This is a genomic window from Paraburkholderia steynii (assembly GCF_900100565.1).
Taxonomy (GTDB): Bacteria; Pseudomonadota; Gammaproteobacteria; order Burkholderiales; family Burkholderiaceae; genus Paraburkholderia; species Paraburkholderia terrae.
Map to the genome: position 1 here is coordinate 193,797 of NZ_FNDI01000016.1, position 22,791 is coordinate 216,587.

The 22,791-nt window shown below is 61.4% G+C and carries 25 protein-coding genes; 6 read left to right on the plus strand and 19 right to left on the minus strand.

Annotation, left to right across the window (positions count from 1 at the left end):
• Nucleotides 1–108: 108 nt before the first annotated feature.
• The 5 genes from BLT65_RS27070 to BLT65_RS27090 all read right to left on the minus strand — a co-directional run bounded on the left by BLT65_RS27070 (nucleotide 109) and on the right by BLT65_RS27090 (nucleotide 3,849).
• The gene (locus tag BLT65_RS27070) at nucleotides 109–921 is read right to left on the minus strand and encodes a gamma-glutamylcyclotransferase family protein (protein ID WP_091783216.1); all 813 of its coding nucleotides are present in this window, start codon (nucleotides 919–921) and stop codon (nucleotides 109–111) included.
• Nucleotides 922–1,042: 121 nt separating this feature from the next.
• Nucleotides 1,043–1,729: a M24 family metallopeptidase gene (locus tag BLT65_RS27075; RefSeq protein WP_091783138.1), complete on the minus strand. Its 687-nt coding sequence runs from the start codon at nucleotides 1,727–1,729 to the stop codon at nucleotides 1,043–1,045.
• A 48-nt stretch (nucleotides 1,730–1,777) separates the two neighbouring features.
• The gene (locus BLT65_RS27080; RefSeq protein WP_091783142.1) at nucleotides 1,778–2,560 is read right to left on the minus strand and encodes an alpha/beta fold hydrolase; all 783 of its coding nucleotides are present in this window, start codon (nucleotides 2,558–2,560) and stop codon (nucleotides 1,778–1,780) included.
• A gap of 15 nt (nucleotides 2,561–2,575) precedes the next feature.
• Entirely contained in the window at nucleotides 2,576–3,514 is a 939-nt protein-coding gene (locus BLT65_RS27085) for an alpha/beta hydrolase (RefSeq protein ID WP_143036560.1), read from the minus strand.
• Between the two features lie 62 nt (nucleotides 3,515–3,576).
• The gene (locus tag BLT65_RS27090) at nucleotides 3,577–3,849 is read right to left on the minus strand and encodes a hypothetical protein (protein WP_143036561.1); all 273 of its coding nucleotides are present in this window, start codon (nucleotides 3,847–3,849) and stop codon (nucleotides 3,577–3,579) included.
• Between the two features lie 343 nt (nucleotides 3,850–4,192).
• Here BLT65_RS27090 and BLT65_RS27095 point away from each other — a divergent pair, with 343 nt between their 5' ends.
• The 3 genes from BLT65_RS27095 (at nucleotide 4,193) to BLT65_RS27105 (ending at nucleotide 6,541) form a co-directional block, all read left to right on the plus strand.
• A complete protein-coding gene (locus BLT65_RS27095; protein WP_167306543.1) occupies nucleotides 4,193–5,059 on the plus strand; it encodes a GlxA family transcriptional regulator in 867 nt (288 codons plus the stop codon).
• Nucleotides 5,060–5,238: 179 nt separating this feature from the next.
• On the plus strand, nucleotides 5,239–6,228 hold the full coding sequence (locus tag BLT65_RS27100) for an SLAC1 anion channel family protein (protein ID WP_091783154.1): 990 nt from the start codon (nucleotides 5,239–5,241) through the stop codon (nucleotides 6,226–6,228).
• Between the two features lie 16 nt (nucleotides 6,229–6,244).
• The gene (locus BLT65_RS27105) at nucleotides 6,245–6,541 is read left to right on the plus strand and encodes a hypothetical protein (RefSeq protein ID WP_143036562.1); all 297 of its coding nucleotides are present in this window, start codon (nucleotides 6,245–6,247) and stop codon (nucleotides 6,539–6,541) included.
• A 111-nt stretch (nucleotides 6,542–6,652) separates the two neighbouring features.
• Here the strand turns inward: BLT65_RS27105 and BLT65_RS46600 are convergent, their stop codons facing one another.
• Entirely contained in the window at nucleotides 6,653–6,916 is a 264-nt protein-coding gene (locus tag BLT65_RS46600; protein ID WP_143036563.1) for a DUF7884 domain-containing protein, read from the minus strand.
• Nucleotides 6,917–6,984: 68 nt separating this feature from the next.
• Nucleotides 6,985–7,308, minus strand: a complete 324-nt coding sequence (locus BLT65_RS27110) for a DMT family transporter (protein WP_341865841.1) — start codon at nucleotides 7,306–7,308, stop codon at nucleotides 6,985–6,987.
• Nucleotides 7,309–7,577: 269 nt separating this feature from the next.
• Here BLT65_RS27110 and BLT65_RS27115 point away from each other — a divergent pair, with 269 nt between their 5' ends.
• Nucleotides 7,578–8,579, plus strand: a complete 1,002-nt coding sequence (locus tag BLT65_RS27115; protein ID WP_091783219.1) for a GlxA family transcriptional regulator — start codon at nucleotides 7,578–7,580, stop codon at nucleotides 8,577–8,579.
• A gap of 69 nt (nucleotides 8,580–8,648) precedes the next feature.
• Here the strand turns inward: BLT65_RS27115 and trxA are convergent, their stop codons facing one another.
• Together trxA and BLT65_RS48475 are read right to left on the minus strand one after the other, a co-directional pair.
• On the minus strand, nucleotides 8,649–9,020 hold the full coding sequence (trxA, locus tag BLT65_RS27120) for a thioredoxin (RefSeq protein WP_091783160.1): 372 nt from the start codon (nucleotides 9,018–9,020) through the stop codon (nucleotides 8,649–8,651).
• 102 nt (nucleotides 9,021–9,122) lie between these two features.
• The gene (locus BLT65_RS48475; RefSeq protein WP_279634485.1) at nucleotides 9,123–9,257 is read right to left on the minus strand and encodes a hypothetical protein; all 135 of its coding nucleotides are present in this window, start codon (nucleotides 9,255–9,257) and stop codon (nucleotides 9,123–9,125) included.
• A 194-nt stretch (nucleotides 9,258–9,451) separates the two neighbouring features.
• Here BLT65_RS48475 and BLT65_RS27125 point away from each other — a divergent pair, with 194 nt between their 5' ends.
• Nucleotides 9,452–9,772, plus strand: a complete 321-nt coding sequence (locus BLT65_RS27125; protein ID WP_091783163.1) for a hypothetical protein — start codon at nucleotides 9,452–9,454, stop codon at nucleotides 9,770–9,772.
• 92 nt (nucleotides 9,773–9,864) lie between these two features.
• On the opposite strand, the gene BLT65_RS27130 is transcribed toward BLT65_RS27125, so the two are convergent.
• The 9 genes from BLT65_RS27130 to BLT65_RS27170 all read right to left on the minus strand — a co-directional run bounded on the left by BLT65_RS27130 (nucleotide 9,865) and on the right by BLT65_RS27170 (nucleotide 20,895).
• Complete coding sequence (locus BLT65_RS27130; RefSeq protein ID WP_244186633.1) at nucleotides 9,865–10,293, minus strand: LysR substrate-binding domain-containing protein; 429 nt, start codon at nucleotides 10,291–10,293, stop codon at nucleotides 9,865–9,867.
• 190 nt (nucleotides 10,294–10,483) lie between these two features.
• Nucleotides 10,484–13,069 carry a bifunctional aconitate hydratase 2/2-methylisocitrate dehydratase gene (gene acnB, locus BLT65_RS27135; protein WP_091783166.1) on the minus strand — a complete coding sequence of 862 codons (2,586 nt, stop codon included), beginning with the start codon at nucleotides 13,067–13,069 and terminating at the stop codon, nucleotides 10,484–10,486.
• A gap of 209 nt (nucleotides 13,070–13,278) precedes the next feature.
• Nucleotides 13,279–14,391: a LacI family DNA-binding transcriptional regulator gene (locus tag BLT65_RS27140; RefSeq protein ID WP_208545807.1), complete on the minus strand. Its 1,113-nt coding sequence runs from the start codon at nucleotides 14,389–14,391 to the stop codon at nucleotides 13,279–13,281.
• 93 nt (nucleotides 14,392–14,484) lie between these two features.
• Nucleotides 14,485–15,444 (minus strand): dihydrodipicolinate synthase family protein, encoded by a 960-nt coding sequence (locus BLT65_RS27145; protein WP_091783169.1) that lies wholly within the window; start codon nucleotides 15,442–15,444, stop codon nucleotides 14,485–14,487.
• Between the two features lie 46 nt (nucleotides 15,445–15,490).
• A complete protein-coding gene (locus BLT65_RS27150) occupies nucleotides 15,491–16,810 on the minus strand; it encodes an MFS transporter (protein ID WP_091783225.1) in 1,320 nt (439 codons plus the stop codon).
• Nucleotides 16,811–17,288: 478 nt separating this feature from the next.
• Nucleotides 17,289–18,275: an NAD(P)H-dependent flavin oxidoreductase gene (locus BLT65_RS27155; protein WP_091783172.1), complete on the minus strand. Its 987-nt coding sequence runs from the start codon at nucleotides 18,273–18,275 to the stop codon at nucleotides 17,289–17,291.
• Nucleotides 18,276–18,278: 3 nt separating this feature from the next.
• Entirely contained in the window at nucleotides 18,279–18,866 is a 588-nt protein-coding gene (locus BLT65_RS27160; protein WP_091783175.1) for a cytochrome b, read from the minus strand.
• 44 nt (nucleotides 18,867–18,910) lie between these two features.
• Nucleotides 18,911–20,584 carry a cation acetate symporter gene (locus BLT65_RS27165; RefSeq protein WP_091783178.1) on the minus strand — a complete coding sequence of 558 codons (1,674 nt, stop codon included), beginning with the start codon at nucleotides 20,582–20,584 and terminating at the stop codon, nucleotides 18,911–18,913.
• Complete coding sequence (locus BLT65_RS27170; RefSeq protein ID WP_007584137.1) at nucleotides 20,581–20,895, minus strand: DUF485 domain-containing protein; 315 nt, start codon at nucleotides 20,893–20,895, stop codon at nucleotides 20,581–20,583. The genes BLT65_RS27165 and BLT65_RS27170 overlap by 4 nt, the downstream gene beginning before the upstream one ends.
• Nucleotides 20,896–21,159: 264 nt before the next feature.
• Here BLT65_RS27170 and BLT65_RS27175 point away from each other — a divergent pair, with 264 nt between their 5' ends.
• Nucleotides 21,160–22,170 (plus strand): TIGR03571 family LLM class oxidoreductase, encoded by a 1,011-nt coding sequence (locus BLT65_RS27175; protein WP_091783181.1) that lies wholly within the window; start codon nucleotides 21,160–21,162, stop codon nucleotides 22,168–22,170.
• Nucleotides 22,171–22,549: 379 nt separating this feature from the next.
• Here BLT65_RS27175 and BLT65_RS27180 read toward each other — a convergent pair.
• Nucleotides 22,550–22,791 (minus strand): IS30 family transposase (locus BLT65_RS27180; RefSeq protein WP_143036564.1); only part of this gene is annotated, 242 nt, incomplete at its 5' end.

The window sequence follows — 22,791 nt, forward strand, 5'->3', positions numbered from 1 at the left end:
GGCTTTTTTCGGAAACACGAAAGGTCAGTGAAGTTGGGGCGATATTATTCGCGATAGGGTAGTGTTCGACTCACTCGTCTCTTGGGCAGTGAAGTGAAAGCGCGCTGCCTAGCGCGCGTGAGCCTCACGAAGGCACACATCGCCTTTGCGTTTGGCGATGGCGGCGCTCGCGGCGGCATAGTCCTCGGAAAACGCTCGCTGCGCGAAGCACGGCGCCGACTTCGCGAGCAGCGCATCGATCTTTGCGAACTGCTTGTCGAACACCCAGGGCCGGCGTGCGAGCGTGCGGTCGTTGAGCCAGTAGGGGCTCCAGTCCCGGGTTGTTTCGATGATCTCGCGCGCGAATTCCGGCCCGTACTCGAGCCCTCCCTCGATCACGACATCGATATACGACTCGACGAGCGGAAACCTGGCGTCCGGAACCGGAAGCCCTTCCCCCGGCGCCTTGCCCTCGGCTTTCGGCACGTAGACCCATACGGTTCCCTGCGCCGGTAGCGGCTGCCACGATACGGACTCGATGAGCGCGCGCGGCACCTCGACGCGCACGTATCCCTTCTCGCGCTCGTCGAACGCGGACATGTCGTTGCCGGCAACGGGATAGATCACGCCGTTGATGGTCATCGGCGCTTCACCCTCGAATGGACGCCGCAGTCCGAGCGCCGTGAAGCCAGTGCGCGCGCGGTCGCTCCAGCTGCGCACATAGCCGAACGCCGCCGAAACGCGCACGGGAATCGCCGCGACCGGTTTGCCGGCCGTGTCGTTACGCGATGGCGTGTTGATGAGCGAGCCGTAGCCGAAGATGAACTGCGTCGGCTGATCGGGAAGACGCGCTCCCCAGAAGTCGGTGGTCTGTGCGTGCGCCGCAGAGCTAACGAGCGCCAGTGCGACAACGAATCCTCGAATCTTGGCCATCGCTGACATCGTCATATCTCCGTCAACTGCGTTGACGCAGATGATCGCTCATGCCAGGCCGCCCGGCAACTGCGCGCGCCGGGTTTACGCGCACAGTCGTGGTTCCTGAATCTGACGACGCTGCCTTGCGCTACGCGTAGTACTCGTCGGGCAGCAGCATGTCTTCGAAGAACGCGCCGAATCTGCCCTGTGGGTCGCGGATATGGCATTCGACGACCCATCGCATCGCGGCGGGACGCCGCTCGAGTCGCGCCAGGGGACCGGCATGAATCGCGGCATGCGGATAATCCGAAAGCCGGTGGCCCGCGACGACGGGATCGAGAAGCCAACCCGCCTTCGACGCGGCCTCGGCCGCGTGCCGGTACAGTTCGGCGCCCGTGAGCCCCTCGTTGATCCACAACGCACGGACGTCATGGAACAACGCTTTGACATCGCGCGCGCAACGCGCATGCTCCGCATGATCGCCGACCACGAAGGTGTCGCCCGCATCGCCTTCCCATGCACCGTAACGCGGACCGATGTCGATGAAGAAAATGTCGTTCTCCGCGAGCACGACGCGCGACGCTGGCTGCTCCGTCAACGGCCTCGCCGTGTTCGCGCCAAAACGCACGATGACGGGATGCCACGTGCGCGCCATCCCGGCATCCGCGAGCAAGCTCTTGGTCAGCTGAACGGCGTCGTCTTCCGTCATCCCCGGCTCGATATGACTCGCGGCTTCGCGAATCACCGCGAGTGTCTTCGCACGCGTGTCGAGCATCCCGAGAATTGAAAACCCACCCCCGACCTCTTCGGGATCTTGAACTTGCGAATCTTGCACATGAACCTCTTTTGAACTTCAACATCTCTCGTTTCGATAGACGCCTCATCACCAGCCTGCGAGAAACTCGTGCAGCAACGTGATGTAGAGCGTCGGCTCTTCGACGTTGGGAAAATGACCTGAACGCTCCATCTCGACGAATTCCACGTTGGAAATCAGACTCGCGCACTCCTGACCGTCCTGCACGCTGTTGAGCGGGTCGTAGCGTCCGGACATGACCAGCGTATTGGCCTTGATGTGCGGCAGCGCTGGCCTCAAATCAAAGCCCGTCAACGCCGCTGCGGCCGAGGCCCATTCCGGGGGCGTCAATGGAAAGCGGCGCTCTTCGCTGATCCACGCCGCCTTCGTTGGCTCGCTCGCGTAAGGGCCGAAGGACAGCTTCAGCAGATATTCCTGCTGCTCGTCATGCGTCATGCCCTTGAACTCGTCGGCATGTTCCGCAATCAGCCGCGCCGATGACGATGTCTCGCCATGACACTTCGGCACGACGAGCACCAGGCTGTGAATGCGCGCGGGATCTCTCGCAGCGAGACCTTGCGCGACGTAACTGCCCATCGACGAGCCAACGACACGAGCGTCCGTCATTCCGAGCACATCGAGGACGCCTGCGGCATCGTCGATATGGTCGTCGAGCGTATAGTGCGCGGGACGCGCGGATTCGCCATGACCTCGCGCGTCGATTGCGACTGTCGTGAAGTACGGCTTGAACGACTCGACCTCCTTCGACCACACACGCCCGCTCGCGCCGAGTCCGTGAAGAAACAGCAGCGGCGGTCCCGTCCCTTCTATCGCGACACTGAGGTCGACACCGTTGACGTGCAATATCGGCATGGTTTGAGCACTCTTTCATGCAGTTGTGGAAACGTCGGCGGACGCCGGGTGCGTGTCGATGCCGAGATGCGCGCGCAGGAACATGGCGCCTTCTTCCAGCGCAGCATCCGCTTCGTCGAGAACGGAATGCCATATGTGCCATTCATGAATCATTTGTGGCCAGATATCGAGGCGCACTCTCGCCTGCGCAGAACCTGCCTTGCCCGCGAAGCGCACCGAATCGTCAAGTAAGGTCTCGTTGCCGCCGACGTGAATCAGCAACGGTGGCAAGCCAGCCAGGTCGCCGAACAGCGGCGACGCGAACGGCGTGGTGTGCGACTGCGCACGCAAATAGTTTTGTGCAAAGAATGCAAGACCTTCCGGTGAAACGACGGGATCGACGCTCGCCTTTGTCAAGACGGATGGCCCCGACATGCTCAAATCGAGCCACGGAGAAATCAGAAACGCAGCAGACGGCAGAGCGAGACAGCGACGCTTCAGATCCAGCATCAGCGACGCGCACAGTCCTCCTCCCGCCGAATCGCCGACGAGCGCGATCGACTCCGGCGCGTATCCCTGCTGCAGCAGCCAGCACCACGCGGCAACGGTGTCATCGAAGGCAGCGGGGTAAGGATGCTCCGGCGCCCGCCGATAATCGAGCGCATACACGTTCGCCGTCGTGCGCACGGCGATCTCAGCGATCAGTGTTCGGAACGTCTCGGGCTCACCCATCACGAATCCTCCGCCGTGCAGAAAGAGGATCGCCTTACCGGCTAACCCCTGTGGCGCGCTGCAATGGAGTCCCTTGAACCCAGGGGAGTCGACGGTTCTGAAAGTCGCTCTAGGATTGACGGGCAGAGGTCCGTAGAGCGCCTTCAGTCCTTCGCGCAGTTGCGGCGCGGACATCTGCGCATGCGCGTCCTTGCTGACGCGCTCGATATTCGAAATGACGTTGATCAACTGTGTGTTCGACATGCTCTTGCCCCAGACGGTGACAGAGATTGAATAGCGACGCCGCGAACGTTTGACCGTCCGGTTCAAAGGCTTTCCGGCGAAGGACCGACATGCCACTCAGGCGCCCTGAAATCCGAAATCGGTGCATGCGGGTCGATCTCGATCACTTGCCCGCCGAACACGAGCGACGGCAAACGCGATACATGTAGCGCTTCAGCTTCCGCTACCGCCTCTCGCCGTTCCGACAGATTAACGACACGCAGCGCAAAGCGGGTCTTGTCGATCAACGTGTCCATACTCTCGACCACTGCGACGCAGATCGAGCAGCCATCGTGATACAGCGTTATGGGAGTCACTTGCTTCTCCATCAATATAGTTCGGATATCTGCATGCTTACGATGCACTGCAAACTGACGAGCATTGTCGGCCGGCCGCGCTAAGGGGTCCATGGCCGCGAGATTCGAACTCAAGCCAAAGAAGGGCATCGAACGGCCATCTCCGCACACCCATGCCGATGCTGTATCCGATGCGCTGCGCACGCGGCTTCATTTCCGGACACAACGCGTCAACAAAGCGCCATGCCGCGATCCGGATCAAACCGCAGCCCTACACTCGATTGCGTTCAACGAATCGGGGGCAACGATGCATATCGGAATCCTTGTCCTGCCACGTCACAGGGCGTCGGACCTTGTTGCGGCAATGGACACCCTCAGCCTGCTCGATGAAGGGTCTAACAACGGCGAACATTACCGGTTTCAGCTGATCGGGCAGGACTTCCTGTATGTGACGGGGAAAGGCGGCCTCGCCGTGATGGCCGATTCGACCATTGCGACCACCACGCCCGATTTCGACACGCTGCTGATAGCGGGCGGCGAATCGGACCGGTCGCCAACCGCCGCAGCGCTCGTCGAATGGATCGCCGCAGCGGGGCAAAAGGCGCGCCGCATCGGCGCGGTCGGGGAGGCGGTACCGTTGCTTGCGAGCGCGGGCCTGCTCGACGGATGCACGGTCGCGCTTCACCCTGCCGCGCTTCGGCGGTTCTCGCAACGATGGCCGACCGTCATTGCGAGGTCCGATCAATCCCTCATACGTGACGGCAAGGTTTTGACGGCGTTCGGCCCGGAATCCAGCGTCGATCTTGCGCTTGAACTCGTCCGGGATGACTTCGGACAGTTCGCCGCGTCGCAACTGGCTCAACGTCTCGACACCTGCTGTCGAACGTCAATGAAACGGGCCACGCGACCCTGTCTTCGCATGGGCAAACGCGCCTGCATCCGCGAACTTCAGCATTACATCCTGTCGCACCTGTCGGCGGATCTTTGCGTGTCCCGCCTCGCTGCCCGCGCCGGGATGAGCGAGCGTCATTTCGCACGCGTGTTCGTCCGCGAAACGGGCACCACGCCGCTCGAATTCGTGCGCACGCAGCGCGTCACGCGAGCGATGCGATTGCTCGTCCAATCCACTCACTCCATTGCGCAGATCGCCCAGTTATGCGGCTTCAGCGGAGCGCAGACGCTCAGGCGCAACGTGGCGGCCGTTCTCGGCACGACGGCGCTTGAACGCTGAGCGTTACCCATCGCGAGCGAACTTCAGAACGCCTCTTGGCCGGCTGGCCGTTCTCTGTCCTTCGATGGCCGAAATTTGATCGTTGAGCGACTTTCGGCCAGGCGATTCATGAACCAGAATTTGTTCCAAGACACCGGGCGCTTGCCCGATCGGAATTCAAAATATTCAGGAGGTTCATCATGTCCACGCTTTCTTCCCCCGGCTCACAAGTTGTCCGAAATAGCGCTTCCATCAAGAATCTGCCAGTGAACCTGTTTGGCTCTGTCATGGGTATTGCCGGCCTCTCCCTCGCGTGGCGGCTCACGAGCCACGAGTTCGGCGTGAGCCCCTATATTTCAGGCGCCATCGGCACGCTCGCCGTCGTGGTTTTCCTGCTGCTCAGCGGCGGATACCTCGTTAAGTGGTTCAAGCATCCCGGCGCAGTGGCCGGCGAATTCCGTCACCCGATTGCCGGCAACTTCTTCGGCACGATCACGATTGCGATCCTGCTGCTGTCGTCCGTCATCGCGCCCGTCAGTCTCTTGTTTTCCGAAGTGGTCTGGACGATTGGCACCATCAGCACGGTGGCGCTCTCGTTCGTGATCGCGAGCCGTTTGCTGCAGGGCAAAATCGATGCGGGCCACGCGGTTCCGGCGTGGCTGATCCCGGGCGTGGCGACGCTCGACATTGCCGTGGCCGGCGGCACGATGCCGATGCCTTGGGCGCATGAAGTCAACCTGTTCGGGCTCGCCGTTGGCGCGATGATCGCGCTGCTGTTCTTCACGATGATCATGTCGCGCCTGATCCATCACGAGCCGCTGCCCGTCGGGATGGTGCCCTCGATGGTGATTCTGATCGCGCCGTTCGAAGTCGGCTTCCTCGCGTACACGAATTTCACGCAGCACGTCGATACCTTTGCGGGACTGCTTTTCTACTTCGGTCTGTTCGTGTTCGTGACGCTGGCGTTCAAGGTGTTCCGTAAGGGCATCCCGTTTGCGGCTGGCTGGTGGGCGATCAGCTTTCCGATGGCCGCGCTGACGAGCGCGTCGCTGAAGTACTCGATGTTCGTGCAAGCCTGGCCCGTGACGCTCATTGCGATCGCTCTTCTCACGCTTCTCACCATTGCGATCGCCGTGCTGTTCATCCGGACGCTGCACTTCCTGTTCAACGGCAAGCTTCTCGGCGCATAAGCATGGATGCTGCGGCGTGAATTTCATGCCGCAGCAGGTCTTGCGTCACACCAGCCTCCACGCACCGTTATCGTCGCGGGCGTGGAGGTTTTGTTTCGTCTGTGCAAAAGTGAACTGGCTGCTGCCCTTGCCGGGAAGCGAAGAGCAGAGCATCGAGCAACGCATTCAGGAACGATTCAACGACTTCATACGGCACGACGCACGTCGCGTGGCGTCCTTCATTGCGCGTCCACACCAGTTCGACATCGAAACAATCAACAACCAGTTCCACCGCGGCGATGATGAATCGCCCGTCACCGGACGACACGGGTAAGCGGAAATGGATGATGCATTCAGTCGACCTTTTCGAATGCATCAGGAGCGGGATGAAAGCGGATGACAACTCGCATCTCCCTGAATGAACGATGGATGCTACGGCAACTCACTAACCGCGTGACGCACGTGCGGACGCCACGCGTTGTGAGATTGACTCCCGCACGTAGGCCTCGCCAAGCGTACCGCGGCTCGGGTCGAGAAACGCACCGATAGTGCCGATGCCATTGATGCGCAGCGATACGAGAGGTGTATCGAACGACCCAAGGTCGTGACGGGTGCCGCTCCATAGAGGCAAACGAACAGGAAGATCGAGTTCGTTTCGAACGCGCTCCATCCAGACCTGGCGCTTTGCGCCCAGAACTTTGTCTAGCATGTAAGAACCTGCAAAAAAATAAGACTGAACCGCCGTGGCGGATGACGACGCCAGAACGCCAGGCCGGACTACGAAGCCATTTTCAGACCGATGACGCCGACGACGATGCAGCCGAGAAAGGCCATCCGGGCCGGCGACGCGGAATCGCCGAACAGATAGACGCCAAGAATGGCCGTACCCGCTGCGCCAATGCCCGTCCACACGGCATAAGCGCTGCCGATGGGCAAAGTCCGCACAGAAGCTGCCAGAAGCGTCATGCTGGCCAGCAACGACAGCGCGGTGCCGAGCGTTGGCCAAAAGCGTGTGAATCCTGCGCAATACTTCAGACCAGTGGCGAAGAGAATTTCGAAAACGCCTGCCAGGAACACACAAAACCAAGCCACCTGATGCACCTCCCCATAAAAAAGAACACACAATTGCCAGATCGTGGCCGTCCCATTCTGCCAACGAATAGCACCGAGGTGAGTCGTGGGAAGCCGTCAGAAACGGTCAAGTTGCGATAAGGTCAGGACACGCACGGACGGAAAGCCGCATCGGGTTACGAATGAGGCGTGATGCGAATAACGGCCACACTCGGCCCATTTCCTGCCATCGGTTCTGATGACGGCGTCCTGGCGCATACAATGCAGATAGCTTCAATCGATCAGCGTCCGGAGTCATGATGCGAATCGCTCTCTTGGTGTTTCCCGGCGTCCAGATGCTCGACCTTGCCGGGCCAATGGACGTGTTTACCGAAGCGAACTGTCAGCTCGGCGATCCAAACGCCTACGCACTGCTGACCGTCGCCCCTACCCTGGAAACCATCTTCGCGTCGAATGGCATGCGGTTTCTTCCCGATGCGTCAATCGCCGACACGCCCTGCGACATCGACACCCTGCTCGTAGCCGGAAGCCCGCGCATTTACGAGTATGAAGAGAATGGGGAGTTGATTGCGTGGCTCGTCGGACAGTCCCGCTACGTGCGCAGGCTAGGCTCCGTCTGTTCGGGCGCGTTCCTGCTCGCCCGTGCGGGCTTGCTCACAGGCAGGCGCGCGACCACGCACTGGAATTCCGCGGCACGGCTCGCAAAGAACTATCCGAACGTGCGTGTCGAACCTGACCATATCTTCGTCAAGGATGGTCCTGTGTACACGTCTGCGGGCGTAACGGCTGGAATGGATCTCGCACTCGCCCTGGTCGAAGAAGATCACGGCCGTGGCGTGGCATTGCGCGTTGCCCGTGAACTCGTGATGTTCGTCAAACGCCCTGGCGGTCAATCGCAATACAGTCTGCATCTGGCGGCGCAGGTCACCGAACGCAGCCCGTTGCGGGACATTCAGGAATCGATCCTCAACGATCTGTCGGCGGATCTTTCCGTCGAAGTGCTAGCCGGTCGGGCGGGAATGAGCGTCAGAAACTTTTCGCGGATGTTCAAGCGTGAGACGGGCACGACGCCCGGCGATTTCGTCGAAATCGCGCGCGTGCAGGCTGCCAGACGGATGCTCGAGGAAAGCGACACGCCCCTCAAGAAAGTGGCGTACGTGTGCGGGTTCAGTGACCAGAACAGCTTGCGCCGCGCGTTCATCCGGCGTCTCGGCGTGACGCCGATCGAATATCGCCAGCGCTTTCGCGGCGAGGGTCCGGCGCTGCTGGAAACCGTGCGGCAGGCAATTGCCGCCACTTGAAACATTGCACTCCGGCTACCGGCAGCGCGAGACGTCACACGGGAGACGGCACATGCCGTCTCCCGATCGCTATTCGTATTGGCTAAGAGAATGCTCGACATGCGCGCGAACTTCGTTCATGTTCAATGTCCTCGTCGTCGAGATGATAGATGTCAACTGCGACTCGGAATGCGCGCCCATCTGCCGATAAACGAGAATGCCCTCGCGAAAGATCATCAACGTCGGTACTGAGCGTATGCCGGCCGCCGCTGCGAGATCCCAGCGTTCTTCCGTGTTGACCTTCACGAAGTCGATGTCCGGAAACGCTGAGGCGGCGGCCTCGAACACGGGTGCAAAATGCCGGCATGGTCCGCACCACGGCGCCCAGAAATCGACGACCACGATCCCGTCCGACGCGATGATCGATTCAAGCGTATCCGGATGCAGTTCAAGCAATGCCATTCATAACTCCTCTCAATTTCAACCATTTCCAAACGACCGCTCGCTGCGTACGAAGCGCTAGCGGTCAGAGAAATTATGAGGCGTTCGAATTGAGTCTGACGGTCAGAACGGCACCAGTTCCGGCCACTGCGAGGCGCGCTGCCGATGCGTGGCCGTCAAGCACATCAACGTGGCCGCTATTGCGGCCACGTCACGCTTTCCGTCGCGGTCTCGGGCGTCCAGAATGAGCTTGGGCATCGCAATTCCGCGTTGCCCGCCATCGCGAGTCTGAGGCTGCTCTGCTGCCGCCACCGAAACGTGATGGGTCACTTTGGCACCTGTTTGTGTGTGTCCCGATATGAAACTCTCACATGCGCTTTCGCTTATCTTCACGCTGGGCTGTCTCGTGCTCCTTCGTGCTCTGCATCGCCGGTTGCTCATTGCCGCAACCTATGGACAGCTTGCTCACCGGGCCCTCTGCGGGCTCCACATCCGATCAGGGACCAGAAGTTGTCGACGGTATTGATGTCTGGTTGCATGCCGCGCCCACCCGTCCGTATGACATCGTCAAGCAGACCACGGTCACCAACTGGCTGCCGCTACCCGGCATGCACGGCACGACGTCGCGCATCGTAGATGCCGTTCGGCAGGCGGGGGGCAATGCCGCTATCGTCTACAACACGCACACGTATCGGGAGTCGACCAATACGCATCGACACATCTACGTGTCGACCATCGAGCGTGCCGAGATTGCTATCGTCCGATACCGATAGCGAGAATGCGCGATCCGTTCGACTTGAAACGACCAGAAAACGACCTGGTTTTTGAACGCAATGTTTGTCACTTCATCACCGCAACCCATGACTCACCCGACCGTAGAGACACCATCCATCGCAAGCACAGGCGGCACCTCTTGCACCAGGAAATCCAGCAGCGCCCGCACCGACGGCAACTGATTCTGCCCATACGGCACGAGCGCCGTGAGTTGCGCATCGCCGCACGTCCACTCGGGCAGTACACGCATCAGGCGGCCATCGGCGAGTTCTTCCTTGCAGACATAACCGGGCAACGCGACGATGCCAAGGCCTGCGACGGCCGCATCCTTTAGCGTGAGCATGCAGCTCGTCATCAGCACCGGCGACACGCGAACGGTTCGCCGCGTATCGCCACGGCGCAACATCCATTCGTACGGCACGCCTTCCCGCACCATGAACAGCGAGCGCCGCTCCGCGACGTCCTCCGGCGCTTCGGGCAGCTTCGCGCCATCGAAGAAATCTGGGCTGCTGAAGAGCATTCACGGCGTAGGTCACCTTCAGCCTCACATGCATGATCAGCGGCGGGCCTGACGCGGGTGAGCGCGTGTCCCCGCTTGCTGCAAGGGCTGTCACTCGCCACCCAAAAAAAATGGCGCCGCAGGCATTCAGCCTGCGGCGCCATTGCGTGGCGCTACGACGAGAACAACACGCCGTAGCCCGACAGCACGCTTACATCTCTACGGTGTCGGCCACTTGCTTGAAGTCCTCAATCTGGTCGAAGTTCATGTATTGATAGATCTTGTCGCCATTGGCGTTGAGCACGCCCATGTCGGCCATGTACTCCTCTTTGCTCGGGATCTTGCCCAGGCGCGAGCAGATCGCCGCCAGTTCCGCCGAGCCGAGATACACATTCGTGTTCTTGCCCAGACGGTTCGGGAAGTTACGAGTCGAGGTCGACATGACCGTCGCGCCTTCGCGCACTTGCGCCTGGTTGCCCATGCACAGCGAGCAGCCCGGCATTTCGGTACGCGCACCGGCCGTGCCGAAGACGCCGTAGTGGCCTTCCTCGGTCAACTGCTTCTGGTCCATCTTGGTCGGCGGCGCCACCCACAGCTTGACGGGAATGTCGCGCTTGCCTTCCAGCAGCTTCGACGCGGCACGGAAGTGGCCGATGTTGGTCATGCACGAGCCGATGAACACTTCGTCGATCTTCGCACCGGCCACGTCCGACAGCGTCTTCACGTCGTCCGGATCATTCGGGCATGCCACGATCGGCTCGTGGATGTCGGCCAGGTCGATCTCGATGACGGCTGCGTACTCGGCGTCTGCATCCGGCGACAGCAGTTGCGGGTCGGCCAGCCACTGCTCCATCGCCTTGATGCGGCGCTGCAGACTGCGCGGGTCCTGGTAGCCTTCGGCGATCATCCACTTCAGCAGCGTGATGTTGCTGTTGAGGTATTCAATGATCGGTTCCTTGTTCAGGTGGACCGAGCAACCGGCGGCCGAGCGCTCGGCGGACGCATCCGACAGTTCGAACGCTTGCTCGACCTTCAGATCGGGCAGGCCTTCGATTTCGAGAATGCGGCCCGAGAAGATGTTCTTCTTGCCTTGCTTGGCAACCGTCAGCATGCCTTGCTTGATGGCGTACAGCGGAATCGCGTTGACGAGGTCACGCAGGGTCACGCCCGGCTGCATCTTGCCCTTGAAGCGGACCAACACCGATTCCGGCATGTCCAGCGGCATCGTCCCCGTAGCGGCCGCGAAGGCGACCAGGCCCGAACCGGCCGGGAAGCTGATGCCGATCGGGAAGCGGGTGTGCGAGTCGCCGCCCGTGCCCACGGTGTCGGGCAGCAGCATGCGGTTCAGCCACGAGTGGATCACGCCGTCGCCCGGGCGCAGCGCGATGCCCCCACGGTTGCTGATGAAGTTCGGCAGCGTCTGGTGCGTCTTCACGTCGACCGGCTTCGGATAAGCGGCCGTGTGGCAGAACGACTGCATGACGAGGTCAGCCGAGAAGCCCAGGCATGCCAGGTCTTTCAGTTCGTCGCGTGTCATCGGGCCGGTGGTGTCCTGCGAGCCGACCGAAGTCATGCGCGGTTCGCAGTACGTGCCCGGGCGGACGCCCTTGCCTTCCGGCAGACCGCAGGCGCGGCCGACCATCTTCTGCGCCAGCGAGAAGCCCTTGCCGCTGTCGGCCGGTTGCAGCGGCAGGCGGAACAGCGTGGACGGAGCCAGACCCAGCGCTTCACGTGCCTTCGCCGTCAGGCCACGGCCGATGATCAGCGGAATGCGGCCGCCGGCGCGCACTTCGTCGAACAGCACGTCGGACTTGACCTGAAACTCGGCGATCACTTCGCCGTTCTTCAGCGCCTTGCCTTCGTACGGGCGCAGTTCGACCACGTCGCCCATTTCCATCTTCGACACGTCGAGTTCGATCGGCAGCGCGCCGGCATCTTCCATCGTGTTGTAGAAGATCGGGGCGATCTTGCTGCCCAGGCACACGCCGCCAAAACGCTTGTTCGGGATGAAGGGGATGTCTTCACCCGTGAACCACAGCACCGAGTTGGTTGCCGACTTGCGCGAGGAGCCCGTGCCGACCACGTCGCCCACGTACGCGACCAGGTGACCCTTTTCCTTCAGCGACTCGATGAACTTGACGGGACCACGCTTGCCGTCCTCTTCCGGCGTGATGCCGGGACGGGCGTTCTTCAGCATTGCCAGCGCGTGCAGCGGGATGTCCGGGCGGGTGGTGGCGTCCGGGGCCGGCGACAGGTCGTCGGTGTTGGTTTCGCCCGTCACCTTGAACACGGTGATGGTCAGGCTTTGCGGCACTTCCGGACGGCTGGTGAACCATTCGGCGTCGGCCCAGCTTTGCAGCACGGCGCGAGCGTTGGCGTTGCCCTTGTCGGCCAGTTCCTTGACGTCGTGGAACTGATCGAACATCAGCAGGGTTTTCTTCAGCGCTTCGGCGGCCACGGTGCCGACTTCGGCGTCCGACAGCAGCTCGATCAACGGCTGGATGTTGTAGCCGCCCAGCATCGTGCCGAGCAGTTCGGTGGCGCGGGCGCGCGAGATCAGCGCGCAGGCGATCTCGCCTTTGGCCACGGCGGCCAGGAAGCCCGCCTTCACGCGCGCGGCTTCGTCCACGCCTGCGGGCACGCGGTTGGTGATCAGGTCGAGCAGGGTCTGCTCTTCGCCGGCGGGCGGGTTTGTCAGCAGTTCCACCAGCTCGGCGGTCTGCTGAGCCGTCAGCGGCAGGGGAGGAATGCCGAGCGCGGCGCGCGCGGCTACATGAGCACGAAAGTTTTCAAGCATGGGAGACCTGCTGGTATTGCGTTTCAGGGGAGGACTTGTCAGGCACGTCGAAGCTGCTCCGGGCACTGCTTTGATCGCGATTTTAATTGCAATACCCTACGAGGTCAAATGTCTTATGTCTTATATAAGAGTTGGGAAACAGAAACATCCAGGATCGCGGACATTCAACCGGCCGCTCCTGGAGGCGGCGCCCGGATGCACACGCGCTATCAGGATCGCCGCGAAACCGGGCTCGGGCATGCCCCCGTCGACTGGCGAACCTGTAATTGCGCACGCACCTCATGCCCATGCTGAACGCGCTTGCCATCGAGTGCGTCGAGCAGGTGTTGCGCCGCAAGCCTTCCGATCTCGGCGGTGTCAACTCGCATGGTCGTGAGCGCGGGACGCATCTCTTTCGCGATCGCGAGATCGTCGAAACCCGTGACCGACAATTCGCCCGGAATGGCGATCCCCAGATCTTCCGCCTCGCGTAGCACGCCCAACGCAATATGGTCGTTGCCGCAGATGATCGCGGTCGGGTGCTCGCCTGCCGATTGCCAGATCGAGCGCAAGCTGCGCCGCCCGAATCCGATCGTCGATTCGCCTTCGAACATGTGCTCCGGCCTGACGGCGAGGCCGTGTCGTTCGAGCGCCGAGCGAATGCCGGCGACGCGCGCCTGGACCCGGTCGTTGTCGCGAGTCGGCTGGGTGCAGACCGCGAACGAGCGGTGGCCGAGGCCAATCAGATGTTCTGTTATTTCAACGTAGGCCGCGTGATTGTCGAAGCCGACGCAGTCGTGCGGGCTGCCCTCGCGATACGCATATGTGACGGCATAAGGCACCCGATAGAGCCGCAATGCATCGAACAGTTCGGCAGGATGCGCCTCGCCAACGATAGCCATCGCCTCGACGCCGCGCGCGAGCATCGCGCGCACCTGCACGATGGCCTGCGCGGGGTCGTAGTTCGAGCAGCCGAGCACGAGCGTGATGCCGCGCGCCGCGAATGCCGCCTGCATGCCGCTCACCTGCGAGGCGAACACCTGATCGTCGAGGGTCGGAATGATGATGCCGGCGATATGGCTGCGGGTTGACGCGAGCGCGCGTCCCGCCGCATTCGGAAACCAGTTGAGCGTGAGCGCAGCGTGCTCGACGCGCTCACGTACGTTGGCCGAGACTTTGTCCGGCTCGTTATAAACGCGCGACACGGTCGCCGTCGATACCCCCGCGAGTTTCGCGACATCCGAAAGCACCGTGCGGCCCGTATTGCGGCGGGCGCGGCTTGTTGGCGTGCGGGCCTGGGCCGTGTCGGCAGCGGGCGCGGGAGAATCAGGGGAGCGAGGCATCGGATCAGGCAGTGACGGTTGGACGAAGGCGGACGCAGCAAGCGCCGTCATCATACCGTCGCGGCGTCTCGCCGGGCGCGTACACGCTTGTGCTCATGCGGGCGCGCCGAGCGCGGCGATGCGCGAGCGAAAATCCTCCGTGCCGGCGACGATCTTGTCGAGTACCGCATCGAGCGCCCAGAAGCGCTCGCGAACGTCGTAGTCGATCACGCGGCAGCGAATCGACTCGAACGTGCCGATGCGCTGATGGTAAATCTTCGCGAGCGCCGGATAGCCAAGCGCTTCCGAAACAGCAGCGAGAACGAGAAACGTCGACAGTTCCTGCGCGAGCGCCGGGTCCTGTGCTGCATCGTTGCGCAGCCACTTATAGAGGTCCGGGTGAAAGTTCGTGAACACACCGTTGAAGCCTGCCGAGCCGGCCTTCATCGCGTCCCACGCGATCGCCGCGTTGGCGTTCAGAACCTTCAGCGGCGAACCCTGCGCCATCGCGACGCGCCGCTTGACGGTCTGGAGATCGCAACTCACGTCCTTCAGCATGATGAAGCGGCCCGTGTCGATGCACATCTTCAGTTCATCGTCGGAGAGAAGCCGCCGATACGGCGCCGGGCACTCGTAGAGGCCGAGCGGAATGTCGGACGGCAGGCGTTTGAGAAGCCGCTTGAGATTGGCCGTGAAGACCTCCGTTCCCTCGTGCTTCGGATCGAGCCGGTTCGTCACGAGCACGATGCCTTGCGCGCCCGTCGATGCCGCGACGCTGAGTTCTTCCGCCTGCGCATCGGGGTCGTCGCTGATGTGACCGGAGACCACGACGGGAATGCGGCCCGCTACCTTCTCTACGACGAACCGGCCGAGTTCACCGCGCTCGGCGAGGCTAAGGAACTGCATCTCGCTCGACTGCGCGACGGCAAAGAGCGCGTCCGAGCCGTGCGCGATGTACCACTCGATCAGACGTTCGAGGCCGGCATAGTCGATCGCGCCGGAAGCGTCGAACGGTGTCAGCATCACGGGAACGATGCCTTCGATTGAAGTGGCGGAATGCGTGGCGCTCGTCATGGTTATCTCTCTGAATGGGATGAATGGAGCCCGGCGTGCGATCTGGTCACGCCTGCGCTCGAATGGCTTCGACGTGGGCGGGCTTATCCTCGATCGGCTTGCGTACGAACAGCACGTAGCTCATCGCGCCGACGAACGCGATGCCTGCCGCTGTCAGCAGCGCGGGCACGAAGGACCAGTTCTGCGCGATATAGCCCGTCAGGATCGGGGCAAGCGCCCCGCCCAGGAAGCCGCCGAAATTCTGGATCGCGCCGAGCGAGCCGACGCGGTTGGGTGGCGCGGCGGCCGTCGCGAGCGCCCAGGAACTGGCTGAAGCGGCGTTGGCCAGGAAGATCACCACCGAGATGCAAGCAATCGCAATCGTATTGCTTTCGACGAGCGCCGCCGGAATCGTGAACGCGACCATGCCGAGCATCGCGATCACCACCGCGTTGCGGCGGCTCCCGACGGGATTCGTGCTGCGGCTCGTCATAAGATCCGAGAACCACCCGGCCGTGAGCGAGCCAAGAAAGCCGCAGAAGAATGGAATCGATGCCGCAACGCCCGTATGCATCAGGCTCATGTGGCGTTCCATCGTCAGGTAGCCCGGCAGCCACGTCAGGTACACCCAGTTGAGGTAGACCGAGCCGAAAAAGCCGATCAGCATGCCCCACGTGGTGCCATGCGAAAACAGCGAACGCCACTCCGCGAAGGTGACCGACGGCGCGGGCTTGTGATCTGCTTCGTCACCTTCGAGATAACCGCGCTCCTCTTCCGTCATCGTGGTCTTCGCGGGATCGCGATACACGGCAAGCCATACGACGGCCACTATCAGGCCGACGATACCCGTCACGATGAACGCCCAGCGCCAGTGGAAATTCACCACGAGGATTGACAGGCAGAGCGGCGCGAGCGCTGTGCCGAGCGGGGACGCCGAGTTAAAGATGCCCGTCGGCTTGCCACGGGCGCGCAGTGGAAACCAGTTGCTGACGACGCGCGCCGCCGACGGAAACTGCGGCGCCTCGCCAATGCCGAGCACGATCCGCGCAAGGATGAACCAGCCGAAGGTCGAGACGAAGCCGCCGGCGGCCTGCGCGAGCGACCAGACGATCAGGCCGATGCCGAGCAGCTTGCGCGGCCCGACGCGATCGACGAGACCGCCCACCGGCAACTGAAATAGCGCATAGCTCCAGGAGAACGCGGAGAGCAGCAGCCCCATCTCACCCAGCGACAAGCCGAGGTCATGTCGGATCAGCGGATTGGCGACGGCGAGCGTGCCACGGTCCAGATAGTTGACGATGCCGCTGACCAGCAACAGCGTAAGCGCCACGATCTGGGCCCGACGGATTTTCGGTGGGGCCTGCTCGTGGCCAGGGGTTGCGCTCATGATCGTTGTCTCCGCTTCATGTGTCCGATTGAGTTGCGTCGAGCCGCGCCGATACGCTGTCGGGCAGCCTTGGAATTGCGCGTCCACTTCGGTGCGCGTTGGGAGAGAGGTCTGCGCGCCACGGCGCATTGCGCTGAGCGCTCGATCCGGTTTCCCACCTTATGTTAGCGCTTACATTTTGATGGGCCGTTTAGAGCTTGAGCCCATTCATTCGCTAGTGATACGCTGTAAATATCGTGTTAGCGCTTACATTTTGGGGCGTTCCAACCTGCATTGCAAGCGCCGGAACGGCTTTAGCGGGTTAACACCGACCACACAATCGGCCACGCGCCCACATTCGGGGCTGTGCGGTTCGTGTCCGCACGTTCGAGTAACAGTCCTGTGCGATGGGCGAGCGGCAACCATTGGTCGAAATCAGCGCCTCCCGCCCCGCATACGACGAGCCGACCTCAAGGGCCGCCCGTCGAATCACCCCACCCTACGCATAGCGCAACCGAACCCCCTCGAACTGTTCAACCGCATCCCCCTCGCCCTCGTCAGCAAGCCCCATCACAAGCTCCTCCACGCGCGCCGCCGCCGATACCACGCGATCGATCTTCCCAACACCCTGCCCCGCATACAACGACAGCTTCTGCGCCATTCTCGGTTTGTCGATCACCCGCGCACCGCCGCCGATATGCCGCAACAAATTCCACTTGTCGCGATTCGGAATGACCCGGTGCGGCGTGCCATATTTCCAGCCAAACGAATAGCCGGTACGGTATTCGGTGTCATCGACCGTCGCATCCACGATCTTTTGCTTGTAAAGCGGATGCGCGTTCGACTCGTCACACGCAACGAACACCGTGCCGCAGAGCACGCCGCCCGCGCCCATGTTCATCACAGTGCGGACATCGTCGCGATTCGTGATCCCGCCTGCCGCGAGCACAGGACGCCCGTCCGCCACAGAGATAAGCGAAGGCAGTAGCGAAAGCAGTCCAATCGTGCCGCGGTTCAGATGCCCGCCACTCTCGCTGCCTTGCGCAGTGATGATGTCGGCGCCCTGCGCGATAGCCTTGCGCGCGAGCTCGACGGAACCGACCTGGACCATGACCACCATCCCCGCGTCTTTGGCGCGCGCGATCATATGCGGATAGTTCTCCGCATAGAACAGCGACAACATCCTGGGCTTTTCCTGCAACACGACCTGAAACTGCGCCTCGAATACATCCGGCCCGCCAAACGAAGGAACGAGATTCACGCCGAACGGCTTGTTAGTCAGTTCTTTCGTTTCGCGAATCCATCGCCGCAACGCGAGCGGCGGCAAACGCAATCCGCCCACCGTTCCCATCCCGCCCGCATTGGCGACGGCCGCAACGAGCTTTGGACCGGAGATCGCGGCCATGCCGGCGAGGAAGATCGGATACCTGACGCCGCAAAGCTTCGTGACGGCGTTTCCACCAAACTCAAAACCTGTTGTGCTCATGATTCAAAGCTCCACGCGTTTGCCAAGCATGCGTTTCAACGCATCGTTCTTCAACACGAAATGATTCTTGCAGGCACCGAAGACATGTAGCGCCAGGCCAAGCACGAACGGCGTTGCGCCGATCTTGAAGAGAACATCGAAGACCTGCGCGGCCTGGGCGCTTGGATGCATCGGCGACGGAATGATCCATCCGCCGGGCAATTCGACAAGCTGGCCAGCCGCTGATTTCGCGAGCCACGCGGCGACAGGCAGCAGCACCATCGCCAGCGCCAGCGCAGTCGCAACCGACCGGCTCACGATCACCTCGACAGGATTCGGCGTGCCGAGCGGCAGCGGATGCCACGACGTCACGCGCGCCCAGAACCGATAGACCGAGATCGGAAACAGGATCGTGCCGAGCAGGTTCAGAACCTTCGCTAACTCGACATTGGGCGACGCAACGAGCGCAATCTCGATTCCAATGATCGCGAGCACCAGCGCCGCGACGATCCAGTGCAGCGCGATCGTGACAGGCGAAAATCCCAGACCGGTATCGCGCCATTGAAAGTGTGCATGCGTGCCGTGCATTTGAGCATCGTGAGTGGATGACATAGGCGAGTTCGACATTTTTGTTCCCTATCGATTGCAGCAGTTCTCTAGTGACTGGCGGCGCGCGACGAACCGATGCCCGTCTGTGCGCGAACGAATTGTTCGTCGAATTGCTCACGTTCGTTCGCCGCTCGCGCGCCCTGATCGGTGACCGATCCGATCCATGTGAAGAAGAAAGCGATCGTCATCGAAATGATCGCGGGGTAGTCGTACGGGAAGATCGGCGTCGCGTGTCCGAGCACCTTGACCCACACGGCGGGAGACAGCACGACCAGACCCACTGCACTCACGAGCCCCGCAATGCCGCCCATCAGCGCACCGCGCGTCGTCAGGCCTTTCCAGTAGATCGCGAGCGTGAGAATCGGAAAATTGACCGACGCGGCCACGCTGAATGTCAGCGCCACGAGGAACGCAACGTTCTGATCCTTGAACACGATGCCGAGCAAGATTGCCACGCACGCGATCGCAATCGATGCGATTCTCGACACACGCTTTTCCTTCGCGTGATCGGCGCGATTGCGCTTGATCACCATCGCGTACAGGTCGTGCGAGATAGCCGATGTGCCGGCCATCGTGAGTCCCGCCACGACGGCGAGGATCGTTGCAAAGGCGACGGCGGACAGAAAGCCCAGCACGAGATCTCCGCCCATCGCCTTCGCCAGATGCATGACGGGCATGTTGCCGCCGCCGATCAGCTTGCCGCCGATCACACCGCCCTCGTAGAACGACGGATTGCGGCCCACGATCACGATCGCGGCTGTGCCGAGCACCATGACGATCAGAAAGAAGTACCCGATAAAGCCCGTCGCGACGAACACGGACTTGCGCGCCGCCTTTGCATCGGGCACCGTGAAGAAGCGCATCAGGATATGCGGCAAGCCCGACGTGCCGAACACCAGTCCCACCGAAAGGGACAGCATCGCAAACGGATCGGCGACGAGTTTGCTCGGCAGCATGATGCCAGCGCCGCTCTTATGTGTGGCGATTGCTTGCGCGAACATGTCGTCGATCGAAAAGCCGAACTTGCTCAACGCGAGAACCGCAAGCAGCGTCGCGCCGAACAGCATGAGCACGGCCTTGATGATCTGCACCCACGTTGTCGCGACCATGCCGCCGAAGGTCACATACACCGCCATCAGCGCGCCGACCACGACGACGGCATAGTTGTATTGAAGCCCGAATAGCAACTGGATCAGCTGACCCGCGCCCACCATCTGCACGACGAGATAGAAGCACACCACCGTCAGCGAGCCGAATGCCATCAGCGTGCGTATTCTCTGCTGGTCGAGTCTGAACGATGCGATGTCGGCGATCGTGACCTGCCCGAGATTCCTGATGCGCTCTGCAAACAGGAACATCAGTAACGGCCACGCGACGAAGAAGCTCACCGCGTAGAGCATGCCGTCGTAGCCGTTGAAGAAGATCATGCTCGTCACGCCGAGCAGCGCGGCCGCCGACATATAGTCGCCCGCCAGCGCGAGCCCGTTCTGAAAACCGGAAATACCGCCGCCCGCGTTGTAGAAGTCCTTCATGGATTTCGTCTTCGACGCGGCCCAAAACGTGATGCCGAGCGTCGCAACGACGAACGCGAGGAACATGACGATGGCCGTCGTGTTGAGCGGTTGCCTCTGTACTTTTTCGAGCACCTCCGCTGCTGCCATTGCGTCACAGGCGATGAAAGCGGCCAGCACGCCGCCGATGAGTTTGACGCATCGTTTCATTGCGCGTCTCCCGCCAGGACCTGAGCGGTCAACTCGTCGAACTCGCCGTTTGCGCGGCGAATATAGATGCCCGTCAGTATCCACGTACCGACGATCAGCGCGACGCCCAACGGCCAACTGATCGTCATGACACTGCCGGGAAACAGCTTCAACGCAAGCACTTTCGGCGCGAAGCCTGCTATTAGCACGAAAGCGTAGTAAGGCAGCAAGGTGCCGAGCGTGAGCAATATGACGAGCCTGCGCCTACGCGCAACGAGTCGTACGAACGCCGGCGACAACCGGACGTTGTGAAGTGCAGTCGTTTGGACCACGATGTCTCCTGTATTTCGTTTCGAAGTAGGCGTATTTCGGGGGCTACCCGACACGCTCTTCTGTTTTCCTCAACGATAGGAGCGACGATCGATCAAGTAAAATGATGATTGATGATGCATACCATCATCGTGAGTGAAACGAAGTTTTTCACGCGCTTCCCTGCTGTCCATCTCTATTGACGCCGTGTATCAAGTGTTGTTAGCGGCGCTGTGTTTTTCCCGTCGACGCATGTCCGTAAGCTGACGTCACTGGAGGAAAACATCATGGACATGCCAATCGCTTTTCCCGAACCGCAAGTCGAGCGCACTCCGTTCCCTTTGCAAGGTCATCGCGGTTACGACCGCGTCTTCCGGCGCGACGCGCTCACTGTCGGGCTGATCCTGCCGCTCGAAACGCACGCCGCGTCGCCTCATCCGTCGATGGCCGACCATCTGCAGATGGCGCAACGTGCCGAACAGGCCGGCGTCGCCGCGTTATGGGCGCGCGATATCCCGTTCTACGATCCGCAATACGGCGATTCTGGGCAGATCTTCGAGCCGCTGATCTACATTGGGCATCTCGCCACCGCGACTGAGCGGATCACGCTCGGCACGACAGGCATCGTGCTGCCGATGCGCGAGCCGCTCATGCTCGCCAAGCAGGTCAATTCGCTCGACAGGTTGACGGGCGGACGCATCGTGATAGGGATGTCGTCGGGTGATCGGCCTTCTGAATATCCCGTGTTTGGTATCGACTTCGAGAGTCGCGGGGAGCGTTTCCGCGATGCGTATGGGGTTTATCGCAGCGTGAGCGAGCAGAACTTTCCGCGCTTCGAATCGGAGCGTTTTGGTCGAGGAGATGGCTCGCTGACGATGCTGCCGAAGCCTGTGTTCGGGAGAGTGCCGACTATCGCGGTCGGGCGCTCGCAGCAGACGCTTGGTTGGATCGCGGGCAATATGGACGGGTATCTTGGGTTCGTGCCGGAACCTGCGCGGTTGCAATCATTCGCCGATGAGTGGAGAGAAACGAATCGTCAGACGAACCCCGATGGCGATGCGAAGCCGCTCGCGTTTGGCGGGTTTTTGTACTTGCATCCGCGGCGGGACTATCCGTTCAAGCGGATCGGTGGCGGTTTTGCGATTGGTAGTCGCGCGTTGCGTGATTATCTTGATCTGGCGCGGGAGCAGGGGGTGTCGCATGTCGCGTTGAACCCTCGTGTGACGCCGCGGGATTATCGGCAGATACTTGATGAGTTGCATGAGGACGTGCTTGAGGAGTTTTCGCCTAACGAGTAGTGCGGGTTGCTGGCCCTGGTTTGATGGGCTGATCGTTCGCGTGTGACGCCGTGTTCGGGTTGCCCCGGCGCGGCTTTTTTGGCGTGAGCGTCGCGCTTTTTTGACTGCCGTCGGCATGTTTGGTCATGCGTGAAATGGTTTGTTTCATCTGGTGTGCAGTACCACAAGCAGCGTGCGTGGATTTCTTTCGCCTGCTTCGCTGGCGGTCCGCGGGGGGAGGCTTCGCGGCGCGGACGGTTTGGTTTGCTTGTGTTTGCGGTGGCATCCGCGATTCGTTAGCGTGCTTCAGGCGTCGCCCCTGTGCGGGGCGGCACCTACTTTTCTTTGCCGCCGCAAAGAAAAGTAGGGGCGGTTTCAAACGTGAAGTGCAACACAAGGCTTAGTGGACAGAAGTATCGGGGCTGGAAGCAAGTGCAAGCATGGTGGAGAAGACTTCGAACGGCGAATGAAATGCGTGTGTGGCACGAGGGCGAGCGTTGAGGCTATCGGCAATGGCGTCAAGGTCATCCTGACTGTAGACCGAGAGATTGGTGCCCTTGGGCAGATACTGGCGTAGCAGACCATTGGTGTTCTCGCACGTGCCACGTTGCCAGGGGCTATGAGGGTCACAGAAGTAGACCT

What these genes read in the sequence shown, in the direction of transcription:
- BLT65_RS27150 (WP_091783225.1), bottom strand. Translation starts at nt 16,810, where the DNA reads ATGAGCGCAACCCCTGGCCACGAGCAGGCCCCACCGAAAATCCGTCGG.
- BLT65_RS27155 (WP_091783172.1), bottom strand. Translation starts at nt 18,275, where the DNA reads ATGAGCACAACAGGTTTTGAGTTTGGTGGAAACGCCGTCACGAAGCTT.
- BLT65_RS27070 (WP_091783216.1), bottom strand. Translation starts at nt 921, where the DNA reads ATGTCAGCGATGGCCAAGATTCGAGGATTCGTTGTCGCACTGGCGCTC.
- BLT65_RS27175 (WP_091783181.1), top strand. Translation starts at nt 21,160, where the DNA reads ATGGACATGCCAATCGCTTTTCCCGAACCGCAAGTCGAGCGCACTCCG.
- BLT65_RS27160 (WP_091783175.1), bottom strand. Translation starts at nt 18,866, where the DNA reads ATGTCATCCACTCACGATGCTCAAATGCACGGCACGCATGCACACTTT.
- BLT65_RS27115 (WP_091783219.1), top strand. Translation starts at nt 7,578, where the DNA reads ATGCGAATCGCTCTCTTGGTGTTTCCCGGCGTCCAGATGCTCGACCTT.
- acnB (WP_091783166.1), bottom strand. Translation starts at nt 13,069, where the DNA reads ATGCTTGAAAACTTTCGTGCTCATGTAGCCGCGCGCGCCGCGCTCGGC.
- BLT65_RS27085 (WP_143036560.1), bottom strand. Translation starts at nt 3,514, where the DNA reads ATGTCGAACACACAGTTGATCAACGTCATTTCGAATATCGAGCGCGTC.
- BLT65_RS27100 (WP_091783154.1), top strand. Translation starts at nt 5,239, where the DNA reads ATGTCCACGCTTTCTTCCCCCGGCTCACAAGTTGTCCGAAATAGCGCT.
- BLT65_RS27125 (WP_091783163.1), top strand. Translation starts at nt 9,452, where the DNA reads ATGGACAGCTTGCTCACCGGGCCCTCTGCGGGCTCCACATCCGATCAG.
- BLT65_RS48475 (WP_279634485.1), bottom strand. Translation starts at nt 9,257, where the DNA reads ATGCCCAAGCTCATTCTGGACGCCCGAGACCGCGACGGAAAGCGTGAC.
- BLT65_RS27145 (WP_091783169.1), bottom strand. Translation starts at nt 15,444, where the DNA reads ATGACGAGCGCCACGCATTCCGCCACTTCAATCGAAGGCATCGTTCCC.
- BLT65_RS27080 (WP_091783142.1), bottom strand. Translation starts at nt 2,560, where the DNA reads ATGCCGATATTGCACGTCAACGGTGTCGACCTCAGTGTCGCGATAGAA.
- BLT65_RS46600 (WP_143036563.1), bottom strand. Translation starts at nt 6,916, where the DNA reads ATGCTAGACAAAGTTCTGGGCGCAAAGCGCCAGGTCTGGATGGAGCGC.
- BLT65_RS27140 (WP_208545807.1), bottom strand. Translation starts at nt 14,391, where the DNA reads ATGCCTCGCTCCCCTGATTCTCCCGCGCCCGCTGCCGACACGGCCCAG.
- trxA (WP_091783160.1), bottom strand. Translation starts at nt 9,020, where the DNA reads ATGGCATTGCTTGAACTGCATCCGGATACGCTTGAATCGATCATCGCG.
- BLT65_RS27130 (WP_244186633.1), bottom strand. Translation starts at nt 10,293, where the DNA reads ATGCTCTTCAGCAGCCCAGATTTCTTCGATGGCGCGAAGCTGCCCGAA.
- BLT65_RS27095 (WP_167306543.1), top strand. Translation starts at nt 4,193, where the DNA reads ATGGACACCCTCAGCCTGCTCGATGAAGGGTCTAACAACGGCGAACAT.
- BLT65_RS27165 (WP_091783178.1), bottom strand. Translation starts at nt 20,584, where the DNA reads ATGAAACGATGCGTCAAACTCATCGGCGGCGTGCTGGCCGCTTTCATC.